The organism is Pseudomonas sp. GV071 (genome assembly GCF_003050835.1).
Classification (GTDB): Bacteria; Pseudomonadota; Gammaproteobacteria; order Pseudomonadales; family Pseudomonadaceae; genus Aquipseudomonas.
This window is the reverse complement of sequence record NZ_QAOJ01000004.1, coordinates 334,145-354,343: the sequence shown is the minus strand read 5'-3', so window position 1 is coordinate 354,343 and position 20,199 is coordinate 334,145. Positions and strand designations below refer to the sequence as shown.

Genomic DNA, 20,199 nt, shown 5'->3' with positions numbered 1-20,199 from the left:
CTTCCTTGGTGAGTGGGTTTCAGAGGGAGAGGGTCAGGCTGACGCTGAGGTTGCGCGGCTCGCCGGGCAGCACCCAGGTGCTGTTGTAGGCGCGCTCGTAGTATTTGCGGTCGAACAGGTTGTTGAGGTTGAGGCCGACGCTGAGCTGCTCGCTGGCTTTGTAATGGGCGAGCAGGTCGACGGTGCTGTAGGCCGGCAACTCGAACGCGGTGCCGGTCTGGCCCGAGCGGTCGCCCACGTAGTTGCCGGCGATGCCGATGTCCGAGCCACGCAGCTCACCGTTCTGAAATTCATACACGGCCATCAGGCTGGCGCTGTTGCGGGCGATGCCGAGCAGGTCGCTGCCTTCTTTGATGACGTTGTCTTGGGTGACTTCGGCGTCGATATAGGCGTAGGCGCCGATCACCCGCACGGCGTCGCTGAGCTGGCCAGCGAACTGCAGGTCCAGGCCCCGGCTGCGGGCTTTACCGGCGGCAATGCTGTCGCCGTTGGCGTCCGTGGTGAGCACGTTTTCCTTGTCGATATGGAACAGCGCCACGGTGCCGCCGAGGCGGCCATCGAGCAGATCAAGCTTGAGGCCGGTCTCGTAGCCCAGGCCTTTCTCCGGTTTGTACACCTGGCCCTGGGTGCCGATGCTGTTGGGCTTGAACGAGGTGGAGGCGTTGGCGAATACGCCGACCTGCGGGGTGAGTTGGTAGAGCGCACCCAGGCGCGGGGTAGCGACGTCCTTTTGCTGCTGATTGTCGACGCCGGTCGTGCGGTTCAGGGCGTGCTGTTCGATGCGCTCCAGACGCACGCCGAGCAGGCCGCGCCAGCGTTCGTTGAAGACGATCTGGTCCTGCAGATTGAGGGCGTAGCTTTCGGTGTGCTCGAAGAAGTCGTTCTTGTTCGCCAGCGCCGGTTTTGGCTGGCCGTACACCGGGTGGTAGATGTCCAGGCCATAGCCGAGCGACGTCAGGCTTTGCGGGTACTTCTGACTGTTGCGGTAGTTCTCGTACTCCAACCCGGTGAGAACTTGATGCTCCCAGCCGGCCAGCTCGAAGGTGCCGTGCAGTTCGGCCTGGGTGATGCTGTCGTTCCACTCGAAATCGCGCTGACGGTAGAAGCGCGACACCTGCTCGCCGACCAGGCGCTGGGTTTCCGAGCTGTCGCCTTTTAGCGTGCCCTGGCTGTAATGGCTGGCCAGGCGGGTTTTCCAGTTGTCGTTGAGGTAATGCTCGAGGCTGATCTGCAGCAGTTGGTTGTCGTTGCGGATCTTGCCGTCATTGGGTTCGCCCAGGTAGGTGGAGCGTGGCACTGAGCCCAGTTCGCCGTTGACGGCGGGAATGCCGCGGTCGAACACCGATTCGCTGCGACTGAATTCGCTGTCGATCGAGAGGAAGGTGTCCGGGCTCAGTTGCCAGGACAGCGATGGGCTGACCAGCTGGCGCTGGTTGCTCACGTGGTCGCGGAAGCTGTGGTTGTCCTCCACCGCCATATTCACCCGTGACAGCACGGTGCCGTCGGCATTGAGCGGGGTGTTCACATCCAGCGCGCTGCGGTAGCGGTCCCAGCTGCCGGCGCTGAGTTGCAGGCTGTTAAAGGCCTCGGCCTGGGGCTTTTTGCTGACGATATTGACCAGGCCGCCGGGGTCGCCACGGCCATACAAACTGGCGGCCGGGCCCTTGAGCACTTCGATGCGCTCAAGGGTGGCAGTATCCGGCGCGCTATTGCTGCCGCGGTTGTAGGCAAAACCGTTGCGGTACAGCTCGCCGGTGGTAAAACCGCGCACGCTGTAGTTCAGGAACGTCAGGCCGCCGAAGTTGTTCTGCCGCGACACGCCGCCGGCGAAATCCAGGGCGCGGTCGATGCGGGTGCTGTTGAGGTCGGTGAGCACCTGGGCAGGCACCACGTTGATGCTTTGCGGGGTGTCGCGAATTTCCGTGTCGGTGCGGGTGGCGGTGGCTGAACGGCTGGCGCGATAGCCACGCACCGGGCCGTCCGCACGTTCGTCAGCGTGTTCGGCAGAAATCGTGGTTTCTTCCAATTCCAGGGAAAAAGCGGGGGCGCCAAACAGGCCGACAGTCAGGGCGGCAAGTGAGGCGAGGGCAGGTGACTTCATGTCCGGGCTCCATTAAAAAACATGTAATAACATAACATTTTAATCATGGAGAAACGCCAGCGTCATCTGTTGCTCTTTGTGTGTGGGCAAATCGCAGGCACAAAAAAGGCGCCGCATGGGCGCCTTGTTCAATCGAGTGGGTTACTCGGTGGCATCGTTGGTGGCGGGCGGTGGACGCAGGCCGATCTCGGCGGTCAGCTCCATCGGCTTGCCGTTGCGCATGATCTCGATGCTGGTTTTTTCGCCAGGTTTGGCGCGGGCCACTTGGTTCATCGAGCGACGACCGTCGCTGGCCGGTTCGCCATCGATGCTCAGAATCAGGTCGCCCGGTTGCAGGCCGGCTTTCTGCGCCGGGCCGTCGCGGTAGATGCCCGCCACGACGATGCCGGGGCGACCATCCAGGCCAAAGGATTCAGCCAGTTCCGGGGTCAGCGGCTGTACTTCGATACCCAGCCAGCCGCGAATGACTTGGCCGTGCTCGATGATCGCCTTCATCACATCCAGCGCCAGCTTGGTCGGAATGGCAAAGCCGATGCCTTGCGAGCCGTTGGACTTGGACAGAATCGCGGTGTTGATGCCGACCAGGTTGCCGTGGGCATCCACCAACGCGCCGCCGGAGTTACCCGGGTTGATCGCGGCGTCGGTCTGAATGAAGTCTTCGTAGGTGTTGAGGCCCAACTGGTTGCGGCCGGTGGCGCTGATGATGCCCATGGTCACGGTCTGGCCGACGCCGAACGGGTTGCCGATGGCCAGGGCGACGTCACCGATGGCGACGTTGTCGGAACGGCCGAGGGTGATCGAGGGCAGGTCCTTGAGGTCGATCTTCAACACCGCCAGGTCTGTTTCCGGGTCGCTGCCGATCACCCGGGCCAGGGTTTCGCGGCCGTCTTTGAGCGCCACCACAATCTGGTCGGCGCCGGCGGTGACGTGGTTGTTGGTCAGCAGGTAGCCTTCGGGGCTCATGATCACTGCCGAACCGAGGCTGGATTCCATGCGCCGTTGCTTGGGCAGGTTGTTGCCGAAGAAACGGCGGAATTGCGGGTCTTCGAACAGCGAGTTGGCCGGCTTGCTGACGATTTTGGTGGTGTACAGGTTGGCCACCGCGGGAGCGGCTACAGTGACCGCGTCGGCGTAGGACACCGGCCCCTGCTGCGCCACGCCATACTGTGGCGCTTGCTGCATGTGCACATCCTGGCGCGGCAGGCCGACCCATTGCGGGTAGTACTGGATAATCAGCAACGCCAACAGCACGCCGACCAGCAACGGCCAGCCCAGGTAACGCAGAGCCTTGAACATCGATAAATCCTGAGGGTTGCGAGGGCCATGGCAGGCCCTTAAGGTGGCGGCCATTATAGAGGCCGTCGCGGCAATAAAAAGCAGCTTAGATTTGTACGGGAGAGTAAATGTTATGGCGATTGCCCTGACCACCTTGCTGGAAGAAGCCGAGCGTTTTCTTGGCGCCGCGCGCATTGCCGACTACTGCCCCAACGGCCTGCAAGTGGAAGGGCGGCCCCAGGTGCGGCGGATCGTCAGCGGCGTGACCGCCAGTCAGGCGCTGCTCGATGCGGCGGTGGAAGCTGACGCCGATGTGGTGCTGGTGCACCACGGCTACTTCTGGAAAGGCGAAAACCCCTGCGTGGTCGGCATGAAACAGCGCCGGCTGAAAACCCTGCTGAACAATGACATCAGTCTGCTCGCTTACCACCTGCCGCTGGACCTGCACCCGCAGGTCGGCAACAACGTGCAACTGGCCGAGCAACTGGGCATCACCGTCGAAGGTCCGCTGGACCCGGACAACGCCAAAGTGGTCGGCCTGGTCGGCTCGCTCGACGAACCCATGAGCGCCCGCGACTTCGCCCGTCGGGTGCAGGAAGTGCTCAACCGTGAGCCGCTAGTAGTAGAAGGCTCACAGATGATCCGCCGCATCGGCTGGTGCACCGGCGGTGGCCAGGGCTATATCGACCAGGCCATCGCTGCCGGCGTCGACCTCTATCTGACCGGCGAAGCCTCGGAGCAAACCGTGCACAGCGCGCGGGAAAACGACATCAGTTTTATCGCCGCCGGCCACCACGCCACCGAACGTTACGGGGTGCAGGCGCTGGGTGAATACCTGGCCAAACGCTTTGCCTTGGAGCACCTGTTTATTGACTGTCCTAACCCGGTGTAGCGGCCCTGTTTAGTGGGCATATGACTAGATCGTTTAGGTCTAAGTAGCTGCCTGAATAGAATAGAGTGCTGTGCTAAAGTGCCGCCCTCGTCCACGGCCCGTAGGCCGTCCAATAACGCTCTCTTCGTGAGAAAGCCGTGAGTAGCCATGCTCGATAAATTGACGCATCTGAAACAGTTGGAGGCGGAAAGCATCCACATCATCCGCGAGGTCGCCGCCGAGTTTGATAACCCGGTGATGCTGTACTCCATCGGTAAAGATTCCGCGGTCATGCTGCACCTAGCCCGCAAAGCGTTTTTCCCAGGCAAATTGCCGTTCCCGGTGATGCACGTGGATACCCGCTGGAAATTCCAGGAGATGTATTCGTTCCGCGACAAGATGGTGGCGGACCTGGGCCTGGACCTGATCACTCACGTGAACCCGGACGGCGTGGCGCAGAACATCAACCCGTTCACCCACGGCAGCGCCAAGCACACCGATATCATGAAAACCGAGGGCCTCAAGCAGGCACTCGACAAGCACGGCTTTGACGCTGCCTTCGGTGGCGCGCGTCGCGACGAAGAGAAGTCGCGGGCCAAAGAGCGCGTGTATTCCTTCCGCGACAGCAAGCACCGCTGGGACCCGAAGAACCAGCGCCCCGAGCTGTGGAACGTGTACAACGGCAAGGTCAACAAGGGCGAGTCGATCCGCGTGTTCCCGCTGTCCAACTGGACCGAGCTGGACATCTGGCAGTACATCTACCTGGAAGGCATCCCGATCGTTCCGTTGTATTTCGCTGCCGAGCGCGACGTGATCGAAATGAACGGCACGCTGATCATGATCGACGACGAGCGCATTCTTGAGCACCTGTCGGACGAACAGAAAGCCAGCATTCACAAGAAGATGGTGCGTTTCCGTACCCTCGGCTGCTACCCACTGACTGGCGCGGTGGAGTCCACTGCCACCAGCTTGACCGACATCATTCAGGAAATGCTCCTGACCAGAACCTCCGAGCGTCAGGGTCGTGTTATCGACCATGACCAGGCCGGTTCGATGGAAGACAAGAAACGTCAGGGGTACTTTTAATATGTCGCACCAATCCGAGTTGATCAGCGAGGACATCCTCGCTTACCTGGCCCAGCACGAACGCAAGGAAATGCTGCGCTTCCTCACCTGCGGCAACGTCGATGACGGCAAGAGCACCCTGATCGGGCGCCTGCTGCACGACTCGAAAATGATCTACGAAGACCACCTCGAAGCCATCACCCGCGACTCGAAAAAAGTCGGCACCACCGGTGAGGACATCGACCTGGCGCTGCTGGTGGACGGCCTGCAAGCCGAGCGCGAGCAAGGCATCACCATCGACGTGGCGTACCGCTACTTCTCCACCGCCAAGCGCAAATTCATCATCGCCGACACCCCCGGCCATGAGCAGTACACCCGCAACATGGCCACCGGTGCCTCCACCTGTGACCTGGCGATCATTCTGGTCGACGCCCGTTACGGCGTGCAGACCCAGACCCGTCGCCACAGCTACATCGCCTCGTTGCTGGGGATCAAACACATCGTCGTCGCCATCAACAAGATGGACCTCAAAGGCTTTGACGAAGGCGTGTTCGAGTCGATCAAGGCCGACTACCTCGAGTTTGCCGAGAAAGTTGCGCTGAAGCCGACGTCGATCCACTTCGTACCGATGTCGGCCCTTAAGGGCGACAACGTGGTCAACCACAGCGACCGTTCGCCGTGGTACACCGGCCAGACCCTGATGGAAATCCTCGAAACCGTCGAGATTTCTGCCGACCGCAACTTCACCGACATGCGTTTCCCGGTGCAGTACGTCAACCGTCCTAACCTGAACTTCCGTGGTTTTGCCGGCACCCTGGCCAGCGGCATCGTGCACAAAGGCGACGACGTCGTGGTGCTGCCGTCGGGCAAGAGCAGCCGAGTGAAATCCATCGTCACCTTCGAAGGTGAGCTGGAAAGCGCCGGCCCAGGCCAGGCCATCACCCTGACCATGGAAGACGAAATCGACATCTCCCGTGGCGACCTGCTGGTGCATGCCGACAGCCAGCCCCAGGTAACCGACAGCTTCGAAGCCATGCTGGTATGGATGGCGGAAGAGCCGATGCTGCCGGGCAAGAAATACGACATCAAACGCGCCACCAGCTATGTGCCAGGCTCGATTGCCAGCATCGTCCACAAGGTCGACGTAAACACCCTGGAAGAGGGCGCGGCGAGCAGCCTGCAGCTGAACGAGATCGCCAAGGTCAAGGTCAGCCTGGACGCTTCCATCGCTCTGGACGGCTATGAGCGCAACCGCACCACCGGTTCGTTCATCATCGTTGACCGCCTCACCAACGGCACCGTCGGCGCCGGCATGATCATCGCTGCGCCGGTTGGCGGCCAAGGCGGTGGTCTGCACGGCAAACTGGCCCACGTGGCCACCGAAGAGCGTGCTGCACGCTTCGGCCAGCAACCGGCCACCGTGCTGTTCAGCGGCCTCTCGGGCGCTGGCAAGAGCACCCTGGCGTATGCCGTGGAGCGCAAGCTGTTCGACATGGGCCGTGCCGTTTACGTGCTGGATGGCCAGAACCTGCGCCACGACCTGAACAAAGGTCTGCCGCAAGACCGTGCCGGGCGTACCGAGAACTGGCGTCGTGCCGCCCACGTGGCGCGTCAGTTCAACGAAGCCGGCCTGATCACCCTGGCCGCTTTCGTAGCGCCGGATGCCGAAGGCCGTGAACAGGCCAAGGCCCTGATCGGCAACCAGCGTCTGCTCACCGTGTATGTGCAAGCGTCGCCGCAAGTGTGCGCCGAGCGCGACCCGCAAGGTCTGTATGCCGCCGGTGGCGACAACATTCCTGGCGAGTCCTTCCCCTACGACATTCCGCTGAATGCCGACCTGGTGGTCGACACCCAGAGCGTGTCGGTGGAAGAGGGCGTGAAGCTGGTGCTGGATCTGCTGCGTAGTCGCGGCGCGATCTAACCCGCGGTTTGATCGCCGTTCGACCAATAAAAAGCCCCGCATCTGCGGGGCTTTTTATTGGCGGCGATTTAACGCGGCGAGGTGTCGCTTACCGGCGGCTTCTTCAAACCGAAGGTGGCATCCAGCATCCCCGGCGCATCGGCGCTTTTTGGCGCGTAATCGCGGGGGACTTCGGAGTCGCGCGGCGGCGTCAAACGCTCGCGGCTGCCCGGTTTTTCATCATGCAATGCGGCCAGCAGACGCTGGCGGGTGAGTTCGTCGAGGGCCAGGCGGTTGGCGCCTTCGGAAAGGTGCTCCTGTACTTCCTGGTAGCTCTGGGTGAGCTTTTTCACCAGGCTGGCGGTGGTGTTGAAGTGGGTGACCACTTCGCTCTGGTAGCTGTCGAAGCGTTCCTGGATTTCGTCCAGTTGCCGTTGTGTGCGGCTCGGTGCGGCGCTTGGAACCAGGCGGGCCACCAGAAAACCGATGGTGATGCCAGCGAGCAGGGCGAGTGCCGGGAGTAACCAGGCCAATAGCGTCTGTTCCACGAGTCCTTCCTCTATAAACGGCTTTGCTTTACGTTAACGGCTCATACCGGCGCTGTATAGCGCGGCGCAGCCTCTAAGGGCGAGTGTCGGCAGTGCGGCGCTCGCAAGATCTTATCCAAGACGTGTCGACCCCTTGCCGGGTCACGGAGTTCCCCGTTGTCAGCTCGCGAAGTCTCCTTGTTCATTGATGGGCCTACCGGCCAACTCGAAGCCCTTTACCTGGACCTGCCCGAGGCACGCGGCCTGGCGTTGATCTGCCACCCGAACCCGGTGCAGGGCGGCACCATGCTCAACAAAGTGGTGTCGACCTTGCAACGCACGGCGCGCGACGCCGGCTTCGCCACCTTGCGGTTCAACTACCGCGGCGTCGGTGCCAGTGAGGGCGCCAGCGAAATGGTCAGCGGTGAAGTGGACGACGCCGAAGCCGTAGCCAACTGGCTGCTGGCGCAAAAGCCAGACCTGCCGTTGAACCTGTTCGGTTTTTCCTTCGGTGGTTTTGTCGCCGCCAGCCTCAGCGGTCGCCTGGAAGCGCAAGGCGTGGAGATCGAGCGGCTGTTTATGGTCGCCCCGGCGGTCAGCCGCTTGAACGAAAACACACCGATTGCCCTGCACGGCGCCCTGACCCTGATTCAGCCCGAGGACGATGAAGTGATCGCCGCCGACACGGTTTTCGCCTGGTCCGCCCACCTCGGACGTGCCCACGAGCTGCTGAAAGTGGCAGAATGCGGGCACTTTTTTCACGGCAAGCTCACAGAGCTCAAAGACCTGCTGCTGCCGCGCCTGTCGAACTGACCGAATAAGCGAACGCCATGACCACTCGTATCCTCACCGGTATCACCACCACCGGCACCCCGCACTTGGGCAACTACGCCGGCGCCATCCGCCCGGCCATCGTTGCCAGCCGCGCCGCCGACGCCGACTCGTTCTACTTTCTGGCCGACTACCACGCCTTGATCAAATGCGATGAGCCGTTGCGCATTCAGCGCTCGCGTCTGGAAATTGCCGCCACCTGGCTGGCCTCCGGTCTGGATACCGACCGCGTAACCTTCTACCGCCAGTCCGACATCCCGGAAATCACCGAGCTCACCTGGCTGCTCACCTGCGTCGCCGCCAAGGGCCTGCTCAATCGCGCCCACGCCTATAAAGCGTCTGTGGATAAAAACGTCGAGCAGGGCGAAGACCCGGACGCCGGCATCACCATGGGCCTGTTCAGCTACCCGGTGCTGATGGCCGCCGACATCCTGATGTTCAATGCCCACCAGGTGCCAGTCGGCCGCGACCAGATCCAGCACGTGGAAATGGCCCGCGACATCGGTCAGCGTTTCAACCACCTGTTCGGCAAGGGCAAAGAGTTCTTTGTGATGCCGCAGGCATTGATCGAAGAAAGCGTCGCCACCTTGCCGGGCCTGGATGGCCGCAAGATGTCGAAAAGCTACGACAACACCATTCCCCTGTTCGGCAGCGCCAAGCAATTGAAGGCGGCGGTGTCCTCCATCGTCACCGACTCGCGGGCCCCGGGCGAAGCCAAAGACCCGGACAACTCGCACCTGTTCACCCTCTACCAAGCGTTCTCCACTGCTGCCCAGCAAGCCGAGTTCCGCGCTGATCTGCTGGGCGGTCTGGCCTGGGGCGAAGCCAAGCAGCGCCTGTTCGAGTTGCTCGACAACGAACTGGGTGAGGCCCGTGAGCGCTATAACGCGCTGATCGAACGCCCGGCCGACCTGGAAGACATTCTGCTGGCCGGCGCCGCCAAGGCGCGCAAGATCGCCACTCCGTTCTTGGGCGAACTGCGTGAAGCGGTGGGCCTGCGCTCGTTCCGCAGCGACCTGCAAAGCACCCAGAACACCAAGAAAAAAGCCGCCAAAGGCGCGCGTTTCGTCAGCTTCCGTGAAGACGACGGCAGCTTCCGTTTCCGCCTGTTGGCCGCGGATGGCGAGCAATTGCTGCTGTCGAAAAACTTCGCCGACGGCAAAACCGCTGGCCAGGTGAGCAAACGTTTGCAGGACGGCAGCCCGCTCGACGTGCGGGTTGACGGCAACGCGTTTGCCGTCTGGCTGGACGACGAAGCTGTTGGCGCAAGCCCGCAGTTTGCCGATGCCGCCGCCTGCGAGCAGGCCGTCAGCCAGTTGCGCGACGCCCTGGCGCCGCAGCCCGAGTAATACCGGATCGCCAGCCGGCATGGCTGGCCGATTGCCAAGCAACGGGGTCGCCGCTAAAGTGACGACCCCGTTTTTGCTGTCTAGGGCGTCCAGACCCTCCACGCGCGTTCAGCAGCGCCTCGGCAAGACGCAAACCCTGGGTACTGTTTACTCGTTACCTGCCCATCACCTGCCTCGCGAAGCCCAGTACTGGCCGGTCGCGAGCTAGTAAATAGTTGAGAGCATTACGCGATGACGCCCCTCGAGCGATACCAGGCGGACCTCAAACGTCCCGACTTCTTCCATGACGCCGCGCAGGAAACTGCGGTGCGCCATCTGCAGCGCCTCTACGACGACCTGATCGCCGCCGGTGACAACAAGCCCGGCCTGTTCGGCAAGCTGCTGGGCAAAAAGAACCAGGACCCGGTCAAGGGCCTGTACTTCTGGGGTGGGGTGGGCCGCGGCAAGACCTATCTGGTCGACACCTTCTTCGAAGCGCTGCCGTTCAAGGAAAAGACCCGCACCCACTTCCACCGTTTCATGAAGCGTGTGCACGAAGACCTGACCACCCTCAGCGGCGAGAAGAACCCGCTGCAAGCCATTGCCAAGCGGTATGCGGCCGAAACCCGGGTGATCTGCTTCGACGAATTTTTCGTCTCCGACATTACCGACGCGATGATTCTGGCCACCTTGCTGGAAGAGCTGTTCAAGAACGGCGTCAGCCTGGTGTCCACCTCCAACATCGTGCCGGATGGCCTGTACAAAGACGGCCTGCAACGTGCGCGCTTCTTGCCGGCCATCGAACTGCTCAAGCAGCACACCACCATCGTCAACGTCGACAGCGGCGTCGACTACCGCCTGCGTGCGCTGGAGCAAGCCGAGCTGTACTACTGGCCGCTCAACGAAGGCGCGGAAGTCAGCCTGAACAAGAGCTTTGTCAGCCTGGTACCCGACTGCGTGCAAGCGCAGGTCAACGAAGTGCTGATGATCGAGAACCGTGGCATTACCGCGCGCAAGGTTTGCGACGACGTGGCCTGGTTCGAATTCCGCGAGCTGTGCGATGGCCCGCGCAGCCAGAACGACTACATCGAGCTGGCGAAGATTTTCCACGCCGTCCTGATCTCCAACGTCGAGCAGATGGGCGTCAACGAAGACGACCTGGCGCGCCGCTTCATCAACCTGGTGGACGAGTTCTACGACCGCAACGTCAAGCTGATCATCTCGGCAGCGGTAGAGCTGAAAGACCTGTACACCGGTGGCCGTCTGAACTTCGAGTTTCAACGCACCCTCAGCCGTTTGCTGGAAATGCAGTCCCACGAATTTCTTTCGCGGGCGCACAAGCCGTAACGGTTTCGCCATTAAAAAAGGCTGCCCATGGGCAGCCTTTTTTAATGGTCAGATAACGCTGGCATAGCGCTCGCGGTCACTGTCCTCGCCCAGTTCAGCCGCGCGGCGGAAGTACTCGCGGGCCTGGGCCCTAATCGCGCTATGGGGCGCTTGCAGCAGCGACTCACGGGCTACCCGCAGGAAGTTCAGGTTGCCCAGCTGCAAGGCCTGTTGCAGCCAGCTCAGGGCTACTTCCACCTGCCCTTGCTCGGCCAGTACGGCGGCATGGCTGAATTGCCCGCGGAAATCACCGGCCTCGGCTGAGCGGCGGTACCAGTCATGGGCCAGCGGCAGGTCGCGCAGCACCACCTGGCCTTCTTCGTAGAAACGTCCCACCAGGTTCATCGACTTGGCGTGCCCCTGTTCGGCCGCGCGAACGTACAGGGTGAAGGCTCGCGGTGGATCGCGTGGCACGCCACGGCCGGTGGCAAGCAGGTTGGCCAGGTTGTACTGGCCCCAATCCGAACCGCTGTCGGCGGCCTGGCGATAGTGCTCGGCGGCCTGCTCGATGTTGGCCTCGCCACCCCAGCCCTGGTCCAGGCAGCGCCCGAGCATGTTGTGGGCCATGGCGTGGCCCTGGCGGGCGGCGATCTGGAACCAGGTGCGGGCCAATGCCGGGTCGCGCTGAATGCCGCGGCCTTCGAGCAGGAGCTGGCCGAGCATCGTTTGGGCCTCCAGCACGCCCTCTCTGGCTGCATTGAGAATGGCGTGGGCGGCTTGGCCAGGGTCGCCTTCGAGCAGCGTGGCAAGGTCGTCGCCGGTCAGCTGTTGCTCGCGGCGCAGCAGGGCCTTGGTCACCTCAGACATCCGCCCAGCGACGCAGCAGGTTGTGGTAGTTGCCGGTCAGCTGCAGCAGGGCAGGGTGCTCCGGCACGTCGCGGGTGAGGTGCTGAATGGCTTGGTCCATCTCGAATAGCAGTGCGCGTTGGCTGTCCTCGCGCACCAGGCTCTGGGTCCAGAAGAAGGACGCAAAACGGGCGCCACGGGTGACCGCTTCCACCTTGTGCAGGCTGGTGCCGGGGTATAGCACCATGTCGCCGGCCGGCAGTTTCACCCGCTGGTTGCCAAAGGTGTCCTGAATCACCAGTTCGCCGCCGTCGTATTCGTCGGGATCACTGAAGAACAGGGTGGCGGACAGGTCGGTGCGCACCCGCTCGGCGCTGTTTTTCACCTGGCGAATGGCGTTGTCGATGTGGAAGTCGAATGAGCCGCCGCCGGTGTAGCAGTTGAACAACGGCGGAAAGACTTTGTGCGGCAATGCTGCGGACATGAACAGCGGGTTTTGCCACAAGCGCGTGAGCATTTCGGTGCTGATTTCACGGACCAACGGGTGGTCTTCGGGCAACTGCAGGTTGTGTTTGGCTTTGGCCGATTGATAGCCAGCGGTGACCTTGCCGTCGGCCCATTGGGCCTGCTCGAGGGCGGCGCGAATTTGCCTGACTTCGTCGCGGTTGAAAACGCCAGGAATGTGCAGAAGCATGGCCAAACCGTGTGTATTTGAAAATTAGTCGCAAATGATAATTCGTTGCTTAGGGTGCTTGCAACCGCTTTAAACCCTTATGGTACGGGCGTTTTAGCGATTTTTTTGGAAGTGTAAGGGTTTTGTAAATATTGTTACATGCGAATTATTAACAATTGCTAACAAGTTGCTGTTGCTCTAAATTCCGCGGCCTTTGCCATTCCTGGGGAGGGAAATCGCATGTCTGCCACGTCCACCGATTCGACTGTTTTTTCACCACGCCTGCTGGCCACCGCTGTCGGCATGGCCATGTCCGCCACGCCTTTGGCCCACGCTAGCGAAGCGGTCACGCTGGAAGCGTCCAAAGTGGTTGGCGAGCTGGATCAGCCTGATAGCTACAAGGTCGACGAATCAGCTTCGAAGAAGTACACCGCGCCGCTGCGTGAGACGCCGAAAAGCGTCACCGTGATCAGCGACCAGGTGATCAAGGACACCGGTTCCCTGTCCCTCGCCGATGCGCTGCGTACCACCTCGGGCATTACTTTTGGTGCCGGCGAAGGTGGCAACCCGGCGGGCGATCGCCCGATCATTCGCGGCTTCAACGCCGAGAGCGATGTGTTTATCGATGGCCTGCGTGACGTGGCCTCGCAAACCCGTGAAGTGTTCAACCTCGAGCAAGTTGAAGTCAGCAAAGGTCCAGGCTCGGCCTTCACCGGCGCCGGCTCCACCGGGGGTAGCCTCAACCTGATCAGCAAGAGCGCCAAGCAGCAGGACTTCGCTGACGCCGGCTTCACCTACGGTTCCGACCAGACCCGTCGCTACACCCTCGACGTCAACCGTGTACTCACCGACAACATCGCCGCGCGTATCAACCTGATGCAGCACGACGCCAATGTCGCCGGCCGCGCCGGTGCCGATGTCAGCCGTTGGGGCGTGGCACCCACCGTTACTTTCGGCTTCAACACGCCAACCCGCGCCACGGTTTCCTACTACCACGTTGAAGGTGAAGACACTCCGGACCTCGGCAACCCGTTGCAAAGCACCGTAGGCGCCGATGGAGTGCGCACCCCGGCTGGCAACAAGGACAAGTTCTATGGTTTCAGCTCGCGCGATTACCGCGACAGCACCACCGATACCGGCACCTTCAAAATCGAGCACGACCTGAACGACAACCTGACCCTGTCGAACTCGTCCCGCATCGTGCGCACCACCCTCGACTACATCGCCACCAACCCGGACGATTCGCGCGGCAACGTCGACCGCGGCTATGTTTCGCGTTCGGCGAAAAGCCGCAATTCGACCTCCGAAGGGCTGATCAACCAGACCGACCTGAGCGCGCGTTTCAACACCGGCTTTATCGAGCACTCGCTCAATACCGGCGTCGAGTTCAGCAAGGAAGGCGTGCATAACCGCGGCTACTTTGTCACCCAAGGGGCGGCCGGCAACACCTGCAACGCCGCCACCCTGAACTCCCACGACTGCACCAGCCTGGCAGACCCGAACTACAACGACACCTTCACCGGCACCATTGCCGACAGCAAGGCGTACACCGATACCGACAGCAAGACCCTGTCGGCGTATGTGTTCGACACCCTGAAGTTCAACGAGCAGTGGTCGCTGAACGCCGGCCTGCGTTACGACGACTACCAGACCGAGTCCCAGGGCCTCAGCGTGACCCGTGGCACCAACAACGTCAGCGGCGCTTTCGACTACGAAAACAATTCGCACTTCTGGAACTACCAATTGGGCCTGGTGTTCAACCCGCTGCCCAACGGTAGCGTCTACGTGGCCTGGTCGACCTCCAGCAACCCAGTGGGCGAAACCAGTGGGGAAGGGGCCGATGGCATTGCCGTGGGTACCCAGGCGCTGGAACCGGAACGCAACCGCAACTACGAAGTGGGCACCAAGTGGGACTTCTTCGACGAGCGCTTGGGCCTGAACGCCGCGGTGTTCCGTACCGAAAAAACCAATGCGCGCGTCACCGACGAAGATGGTCTGACCCAGAACATCGGCGAAACCCGTGTTGACGGTTTCGAGCTGGGCGCCAGCGGCAAGATCACCAACAAATGGCAGGTGTTCGCCAACTACACCTACCTGCACGGTGAGCTGACCAAGAGCGGTACGGTGAACGTGGCCGCGTCCGGTGCTCCGGCGCGTTATGTCGACGGTCTGTATGACGGCAACGATATCCCCAGCGTGCCGGAGAACAGCGCCAGCTTCTGGACCACTTACCAGGTGCTGCCACAGCTGACCCTGGGCGCTGGCGCGTACTACGTCGACTCGCGCTTCGGTAACACCGCCAACACCGTAGAAGTGCCGGACTACTGGCGCTACGACGCCATGGCCAAGTACGTGGTGAGCAAGAACCTCGACCTGCAATTGAACGTGCAGAACCTGACCGACGAGCGTTATTACGATCAGGTGTACTCGACGCACATGGCTCACGTGGCGGCCGGGCGTACGGCGCTGCTCAGCACCAACTTCCACTTCTGATTCGCGCGCGCTGCCCTTGTAGGGTGTGTTTGACCAAGCAAAAACCAGCGGCGTTGCATCCGCCGCTGCGCAAGCCCTGAGCGATTTGTCGCTCGGGGCTTTTTTGTCAGGTGAGGTTAAGCGGCGCGACACTCGTGTTAGTAAACGATACGTAAAGGTTGCGCTGTTGCTATCTATTCTCAAATAGTATTCGCCGCTATTAACGATATGCAGCGCTCTAGGGCGTCGGTTCAGATGAGGTTGGTGTGTTTAAAAACGGTTTATTTCAACTGCATTGGTTCTTCGGTATCACCGGCGGTCTGGTGCTGTCTCTTATGGGCATTACCGGTGCGCTGTATTCGTTTCAAGATGAAATTTCCACCGCGCTGAACCCCGACATCCTGCAGGTTCAGGTGCGTGAAAGCGGCGTGCTGCCACCGGCGCAGTTGGTGGAGAAGGCGCAGGCTGCCGCCGGCATGGGCGTCGCCGGTTTGCGTGTATTCACCCAAGAGAACAAAGCGTCGCAGGTGTTCTTTATGCCCAAGCCGGGCGAGCGACGTGGGCCGATGCGCTACCTCGATCCCTACACCGGCGAACTGCTGGGCGAGCCGACCGGTAAAGCGTTCTTCGATTTGATGTTCCAACTGCACCGCTTTCTGGCGATGGGCGAATTCGGCAAAAACATCACCGGTGCCTGCACCCTGATGCTGCTGTTTTTCTGCCTTTCCGGCCTGTACCTGCGCTGGCCGCGCAATGCCTTGAGCTGGCGCACCTGGCTGACCTTCGACTGGGCCAAGAAAGGCCGCGCTTTCAACTGGGATTTGCACGCCGTGGCCGGCACCTGGTGCCTGGTGTTCTACCTCATGGCCTCGCTCACCGGCCTCACCTGGTCCTACCAATGGTTTAACCAGGGCGCTTACGCCCTGCTGGGCAGCGCGCCGGCAGGCGAACGAGGCGGCAAGCCCGGCGGTGGTCGTGGTGAAGGGGGGCGTGGCGAACGCAAGGGTCCGCCGCCGCAAGCGGCTGCGCCGGTGCCGATCAACTACGACGCGCTATGGGCCAGCGTCACCCAGACTGCCGGCCCGACGCTGGCGATGTACAACATCCGCCAGCCGCAGGACGCCAAACAACCGGTGCAGGTGGTTTACCTGCTGGAAGATGCCGCCCACGAACGGGCGATGAACGAAATCCAGCTCGACGCGTTGACCGGCCAGGTGCGCCGCCACACCCTGTACACCGAGCAGCCCCTGGGCCAGCAACTGCTGACCAGCATCTATGCCCTGCACGTTGGCAGTTACTTCGGCCTGACCGGGCGGATTCTGATCACTGCGGCCAGCCTGACCATGCCGCTGTTCTTTATCACTGGCTGGCTGCTGTACCTCGATCGCCGGCGCAAGAAGCGCCAGGTGCGTGCGGCGCGCGGCGGTGTCAGCGCCGGCACCGGCGGTGAAGACAGCTGGCTGATCGGTTTCGCCAGCCAGAGCGGTTTTGCCGAGCAACTGGCCTGGCAGAGCGCCGGCCAATTGCAGGCCGCCGGCCAGGCGGTGAACGTGCAGCCGCTGGCCAGCCTGAGTCCGCAGCAGCTGCGTGAAGCGCGCAATGCCCTGTTTGTGGTGAGCACCTTTGGCGACGGCGAAGCACCGGACAGCGCCCGTGGGTTCGAACGTAAATTGCTCGGACAGAACCTGGGCCTGAGCGAATTGAAATACGCCGTGCTGGCCCTCGGCGACCGCCAATACCAACACTTCTGCGGCTTTGCCCATCGCCTGCAGAACTGGTTGAGCCGCGAGGGCGGCAGCCATCTGTTTACCACCGTCGAAGTCGACAACGGTGACAGCGCTGCGCTGCAGCAGTGGCAGCAACAGTTGGCGCAACTTTCCGGCAGCGCCGCGCCAGTGGCCTGGCAAGCGCCGAGCTACGGCAACTGGGCCCTCAGCCGCCGCGAGCTGCTCAACCCGGGCAGCGCCGGTTCGCCGACGTACCTGCTCAGCCTTACGCCACCGCCAGGCAGCCACCTATGGCAGGCCGGTGACCTGGTGGAAGTGCTGCCGCGCAACAGCGCTGCTGCCGTCGACACCTTCCTCGCTGGTCTCGGTATTGCTGCCGACAGCCAGGTCGAAGTTGCCGGCCTGCGCGAGACGCTGGCTCAGGCGCTGGCCAGTCGGCAGTTGCCCGCCAGCCGCGAACACCTGGTCGGCCTGCATGCCCAGGCCCTGGTGGATGCGCTGGTGCCGATCAGCGCCCGCGAATACTCCATCGCGTCGGTAATGGAGGATGGTGATCTACAGCTGCTGGTGCGGGTGGAAACCCATGCCGACGGAAGCGTCGGTCTCGGTTCGGGTTGGCTGTGCGTGCATGCGTTGGTAGGTGAAGGCATCAGTCTGCGCCTGCGGCGTAACAGCGGCTTCCACCTGCCGAGCGAACCACGGCCGTTGATTCTGCTGGGTAACGGTACGGGGTTGGCGGGGCTGCGCAGCTTGCTCAAAGCGCAGATCAACCAAGGCCAGAAGCGCAACTGGCTGCTGTTTGGCGAACGTAATGCGGCCCATGACTTCTTCTGCCAGAACGAGCTCCTGGGCTGGCTGGACGGCGGCCAACTGGCACGTCTGGACCTGGCGTTTTCGCGCGACCAGGCGGAAAAGATCTACGTGCAGCATCGCCTGTTGGCGGCGGCCGATGAGCTGAAAAGCTGGCTGGAAGACGGCGCGGCGATTTACGTCTGCGGCAGTCTGCAAGGCATGGCCGACGGCGTGGACCAGGCGTTGCGCCAGGTGCTGGGCGATGAGGAAGTGGTGCAATTGACCGAGGAAGGGCGGTATCGGCGGGATGTTTATTAATCTCGGCACCCGCTAAAAACATCGCGGCTAAAGCCCCTCCCACAGGAATCGTAGCGCCATGTGGGAGGGCTTTAGCCGCGATGCGTTTGATCTTGAAATTGCTTTTGCAGGAGTCGCGGCTGACCGGAGCGGCCGCTCCTACGGAATCGTATGGTCTCGTAGGAGCGGCTTTAGCCGCGATGCGGTTTACAGCCCGTTAATCGCCTCGGCATGGTGACACGCCACCTGCCGTGCATCGAGCAAGCGCAGTTGCGGTTCCTCGGCGCTGCAGCGTTCGGTCGCGTGCGGGCAGCGCTTGTGGAAGGCGCAGCCACTCGGCGGGTTCAGTGGGTTGGGCAACTCGCCGACAATCTTGATCTTCGGCTTGTCCGGGTCCGGGTGAATGGTCGGGGTCGCCGACAGCAGCGCCTGGGTGTAAGGGTGCAAGGGCTTGGCGTAGATCTTTTCCTTGGGGCCCATTTCTGCCGGGCGGCCGAGGTACATCACCAACACGTCATCGGCCACATGCTGGACCACCGCCAGGTTGTGGCTGATGAACACATAGGCGGTGTTGAACTCGGCTTGCAGGTCCATGAACAGGTTGAGCACCTGCGCCTGAATCGACACGTCCAGCGCCGACGTCGGCTCGTCCGCCACCAGCACCTTCGGGTTGAGCATCATCGCCCGCGCCAGGGCAATACGCTGGCGCTGGCCGCCGGAGAACATGTGCGGGTAGCGCTGGTAATGCTCGGGGCGCAGGCCCACTTGCTGCATCATCGCCTGCACCTTCTCGCGGCGTTCGCTGCGCGACAGGTTGGTGTTGATCAGCAGCGGCTCGGCCAGTTGGTCACCGATTTTCTGCCGCGGGTTCAGCGAGGCATAGGGGCTCTGGAACACCATCTGCACGTCGCGGCGCAGCTGTTTGCGTTCGGCCTTGCTGGCGCCGTTCACCTCTTGGCCGCCAATCTGCAGCGAGCCGGAGGAGGGTTCTTCGATCAGGGTCAGGGCGCGTGCCAGGGTCGATTTGCCACAACCGGATTCGCCTACCACCGCCAGGGTCTTGCCGGCTTCCAGTTCAAACGACACGCCGTTCAATGCGCGCACCGTGGCGTGTGCTTTGAACAGGCCACGGGACACCTCGTAGTGACGGGTTAGGTCGCGAGCAGTCAGTACTACGCTCATCGTGCAGGCTCCTGGTTGGCGTGGCTGGGCTGGTTGAGCGGGAAGAAACAACGCACTTCACCAAGGGCGCTGGGCTCGAGGCTCGGGCGCACGTCGCGGCATTTCTGCTGCACGTACGGGCAACGAGGCGACAGCAGGCAACCTTGCGGACGGTCGTACCGGCCGGGAACGATGCCGGGCAAGGTGGCCAGGCGTTTGGCGCCCTGGCTGTGCTCGGGAATCGCCGCCAGCAGCGCTTCGGTGTAGGGGTGCGCCGGGGCGTCGAACAGCGCTGGTACCTGGCCTACTTCCACCGCCTGGCCGGCGTACATCACGCACACCCGGTTGGCGGTTTCGGCGACCACGGCGAGGTCGTGGGTGATCAGCACCAGGGCCATGTCCTGCTGGCGTTGCAGGTCGAGCAGCAGGTCCATGATCTGCGCCTGAATGGTCACATCCAGCGCCGTGGTCGGCTCATCGGCGATCAGCAGTTTCGGTTCGCCGGCAATCGCCATGGCAATTGCCACGCGCTGGCTCATGCCGCCGGAGAGCTGGTGCGGGTAGGCGTTCAAGCGGCTGGCGGCGCCCGGGATTTCCACCCGTTCGAGCAGTTCCAGGGCGCGTTGGCGAGCAGCTTTGCCGGACAGGCCCAGGTGCTGACGAATCACTTCTTCAATCTGGAAACCCACGGTGTAGCTGGGGTTCAGGGCGGTCATCGGGTCCTGGAACACCATCGCCAGGTCTTTGCCGACGATCTTGCGGCGCGCCCGGCCCTTGAGGGTCAGCATGTCGCTGCCATCGAAGGTCAGCGCGTCGGCCTTGATGATGCCGGGGGCGTCGATCAGGCCCATCAGCGCCATCATGGTCACCGACTTGCCGGAGCCGGACTCGCCGACAATCGCCAGCACTTCGCCCTTGTTGACGTTCAGGTCGAGACCGTCGACCACCGGTACGGCATTGGCGTCGCCGAAGCGCACGCTCAGGTTCTTGATATTCAGCAGGCTCAT

General features: G+C 62.2%; 15 protein-coding genes. 8 read left to right on the top strand and 7 right to left on the bottom strand.

Translation table 11 applies throughout. From position 1 onward, the window contains the following. Positions 1-19: 19 nt before the first annotated feature. The gene (locus tag C8K61_RS10325) at positions 20-2,101 is read right to left on the bottom strand and encodes a TonB-dependent siderophore receptor (protein ID WP_108096155.1); all 2,082 of its coding nucleotides are present in this window, start codon (positions 2,099-2,101) and stop codon (positions 20-22) included. 141 nt (positions 2,102-2,242) lie between these two features. Beyond that, on the bottom strand, positions 2,243-3,397 hold the full coding sequence (gene algW / locus C8K61_RS10320; protein WP_108096154.1) for a Do family serine endopeptidase AlgW: 1,155 nt from the start codon (positions 3,395-3,397) through the stop codon (positions 2,243-2,245). A 112-nt stretch (positions 3,398-3,509) separates the two neighbouring features. Between algW and C8K61_RS10315 the strand changes: the two genes are divergently transcribed. From C8K61_RS10315 to cysN, 3 genes are all read left to right on the top strand, one after another. Beyond that, entirely contained in the window at positions 3,510-4,268 is a 759-nt protein-coding gene (locus C8K61_RS10315) for a Nif3-like dinuclear metal center hexameric protein (protein ID WP_108096153.1), read from the top strand. 147 nt (positions 4,269-4,415) lie between these two features. Then, complete coding sequence (gene cysD, locus C8K61_RS10310; protein WP_108096152.1) at positions 4,416-5,333, top strand: sulfate adenylyltransferase subunit CysD; 918 nt, start codon at positions 4,416-4,418, stop codon at positions 5,331-5,333. Between the two features lies 1 nt (position 5,334). Next, complete coding sequence (cysN, locus tag C8K61_RS10305; protein ID WP_108096151.1) at positions 5,335-7,233, top strand: sulfate adenylyltransferase subunit CysN; 1,899 nt, start codon at positions 5,335-5,337, stop codon at positions 7,231-7,233. A gap of 68 nt (positions 7,234-7,301) precedes the next feature. Here cysN and C8K61_RS10300 read toward each other — a convergent pair whose 3' ends face one another. Then, the gene (locus C8K61_RS10300) at positions 7,302-7,760 is read right to left on the bottom strand and encodes a YhcB family protein (RefSeq protein ID WP_108096150.1); all 459 of its coding nucleotides are present in this window, start codon (positions 7,758-7,760) and stop codon (positions 7,302-7,304) included. 156 nt (positions 7,761-7,916) lie between these two features. Between C8K61_RS10300 and C8K61_RS10295 the strand changes: the two genes are divergently transcribed. From C8K61_RS10295 to zapE, 3 genes are all read left to right on the top strand, one after another. Next, a complete protein-coding gene (locus C8K61_RS10295) occupies positions 7,917-8,552 on the top strand; it encodes an alpha/beta hydrolase (protein ID WP_108096149.1) in 636 nt (211 codons plus the stop codon). Between the two features lie 17 nt (positions 8,553-8,569). After that, positions 8,570-9,919, top strand: a complete 1,350-nt coding sequence (locus C8K61_RS10290) for a tryptophan--tRNA ligase (RefSeq protein ID WP_108096148.1) — start codon at positions 8,570-8,572, stop codon at positions 9,917-9,919. A gap of 231 nt (positions 9,920-10,150) precedes the next feature. Further along, a complete protein-coding gene (zapE, locus tag C8K61_RS10285) occupies positions 10,151-11,245 on the top strand; it encodes a cell division protein ZapE (RefSeq protein ID WP_108096147.1) in 1,095 nt (364 codons plus the stop codon). Positions 11,246-11,293: 48 nt separating this feature from the next. Here the strand turns inward: zapE and C8K61_RS10280 are convergent, their stop codons facing one another. Next, positions 11,294-12,082 carry a tetratricopeptide repeat protein gene (locus C8K61_RS10280; protein ID WP_256589406.1) on the bottom strand — a complete coding sequence of 263 codons (789 nt, stop codon included), beginning with the start codon at positions 12,080-12,082 and terminating at the stop codon, positions 11,294-11,296. Between the two features lies 1 nt (position 12,083). Then, positions 12,084-12,764: a Fe2+-dependent dioxygenase gene (locus C8K61_RS10275; protein WP_108096145.1), complete on the bottom strand. Its 681-nt coding sequence runs from the start codon at positions 12,762-12,764 to the stop codon at positions 12,084-12,086. Positions 12,765-12,983: 219 nt separating this feature from the next. Here C8K61_RS10275 and C8K61_RS10270 point away from each other — a divergent pair, with 219 nt between their 5' ends. Both C8K61_RS10270 and C8K61_RS10265 read left to right on the top strand, forming a co-directional pair. After that, the gene (locus tag C8K61_RS10270; RefSeq protein ID WP_108096144.1) at positions 12,984-15,236 is read left to right on the top strand and encodes a TonB-dependent siderophore receptor; all 2,253 of its coding nucleotides are present in this window, start codon (positions 12,984-12,986) and stop codon (positions 15,234-15,236) included. 245 nt (positions 15,237-15,481) lie between these two features. After that, entirely contained in the window at positions 15,482-18,052 is a 2,571-nt protein-coding gene (locus C8K61_RS10265) for a sulfite reductase flavoprotein subunit alpha (protein WP_108096143.1), read from the top strand. Between the two features lie 186 nt (positions 18,053-18,238). Here C8K61_RS10265 and C8K61_RS10260 read toward each other — a convergent pair whose 3' ends face one another. Both C8K61_RS10260 and C8K61_RS10255 read right to left on the bottom strand, forming a co-directional pair. Further along, complete coding sequence (locus C8K61_RS10260) at positions 18,239-19,213, bottom strand: peptide ABC transporter ATP-binding protein (RefSeq protein ID WP_108096142.1); 975 nt, start codon at positions 19,211-19,213, stop codon at positions 18,239-18,241. Next, positions 19,210-20,199: an ABC transporter ATP-binding protein gene (locus C8K61_RS10255; RefSeq protein WP_108096141.1), complete on the bottom strand. Its 990-nt coding sequence runs from the start codon at positions 20,197-20,199 to the stop codon at positions 19,210-19,212. Before C8K61_RS10255 ends, C8K61_RS10260 begins: the two co-directional genes overlap by 4 nt.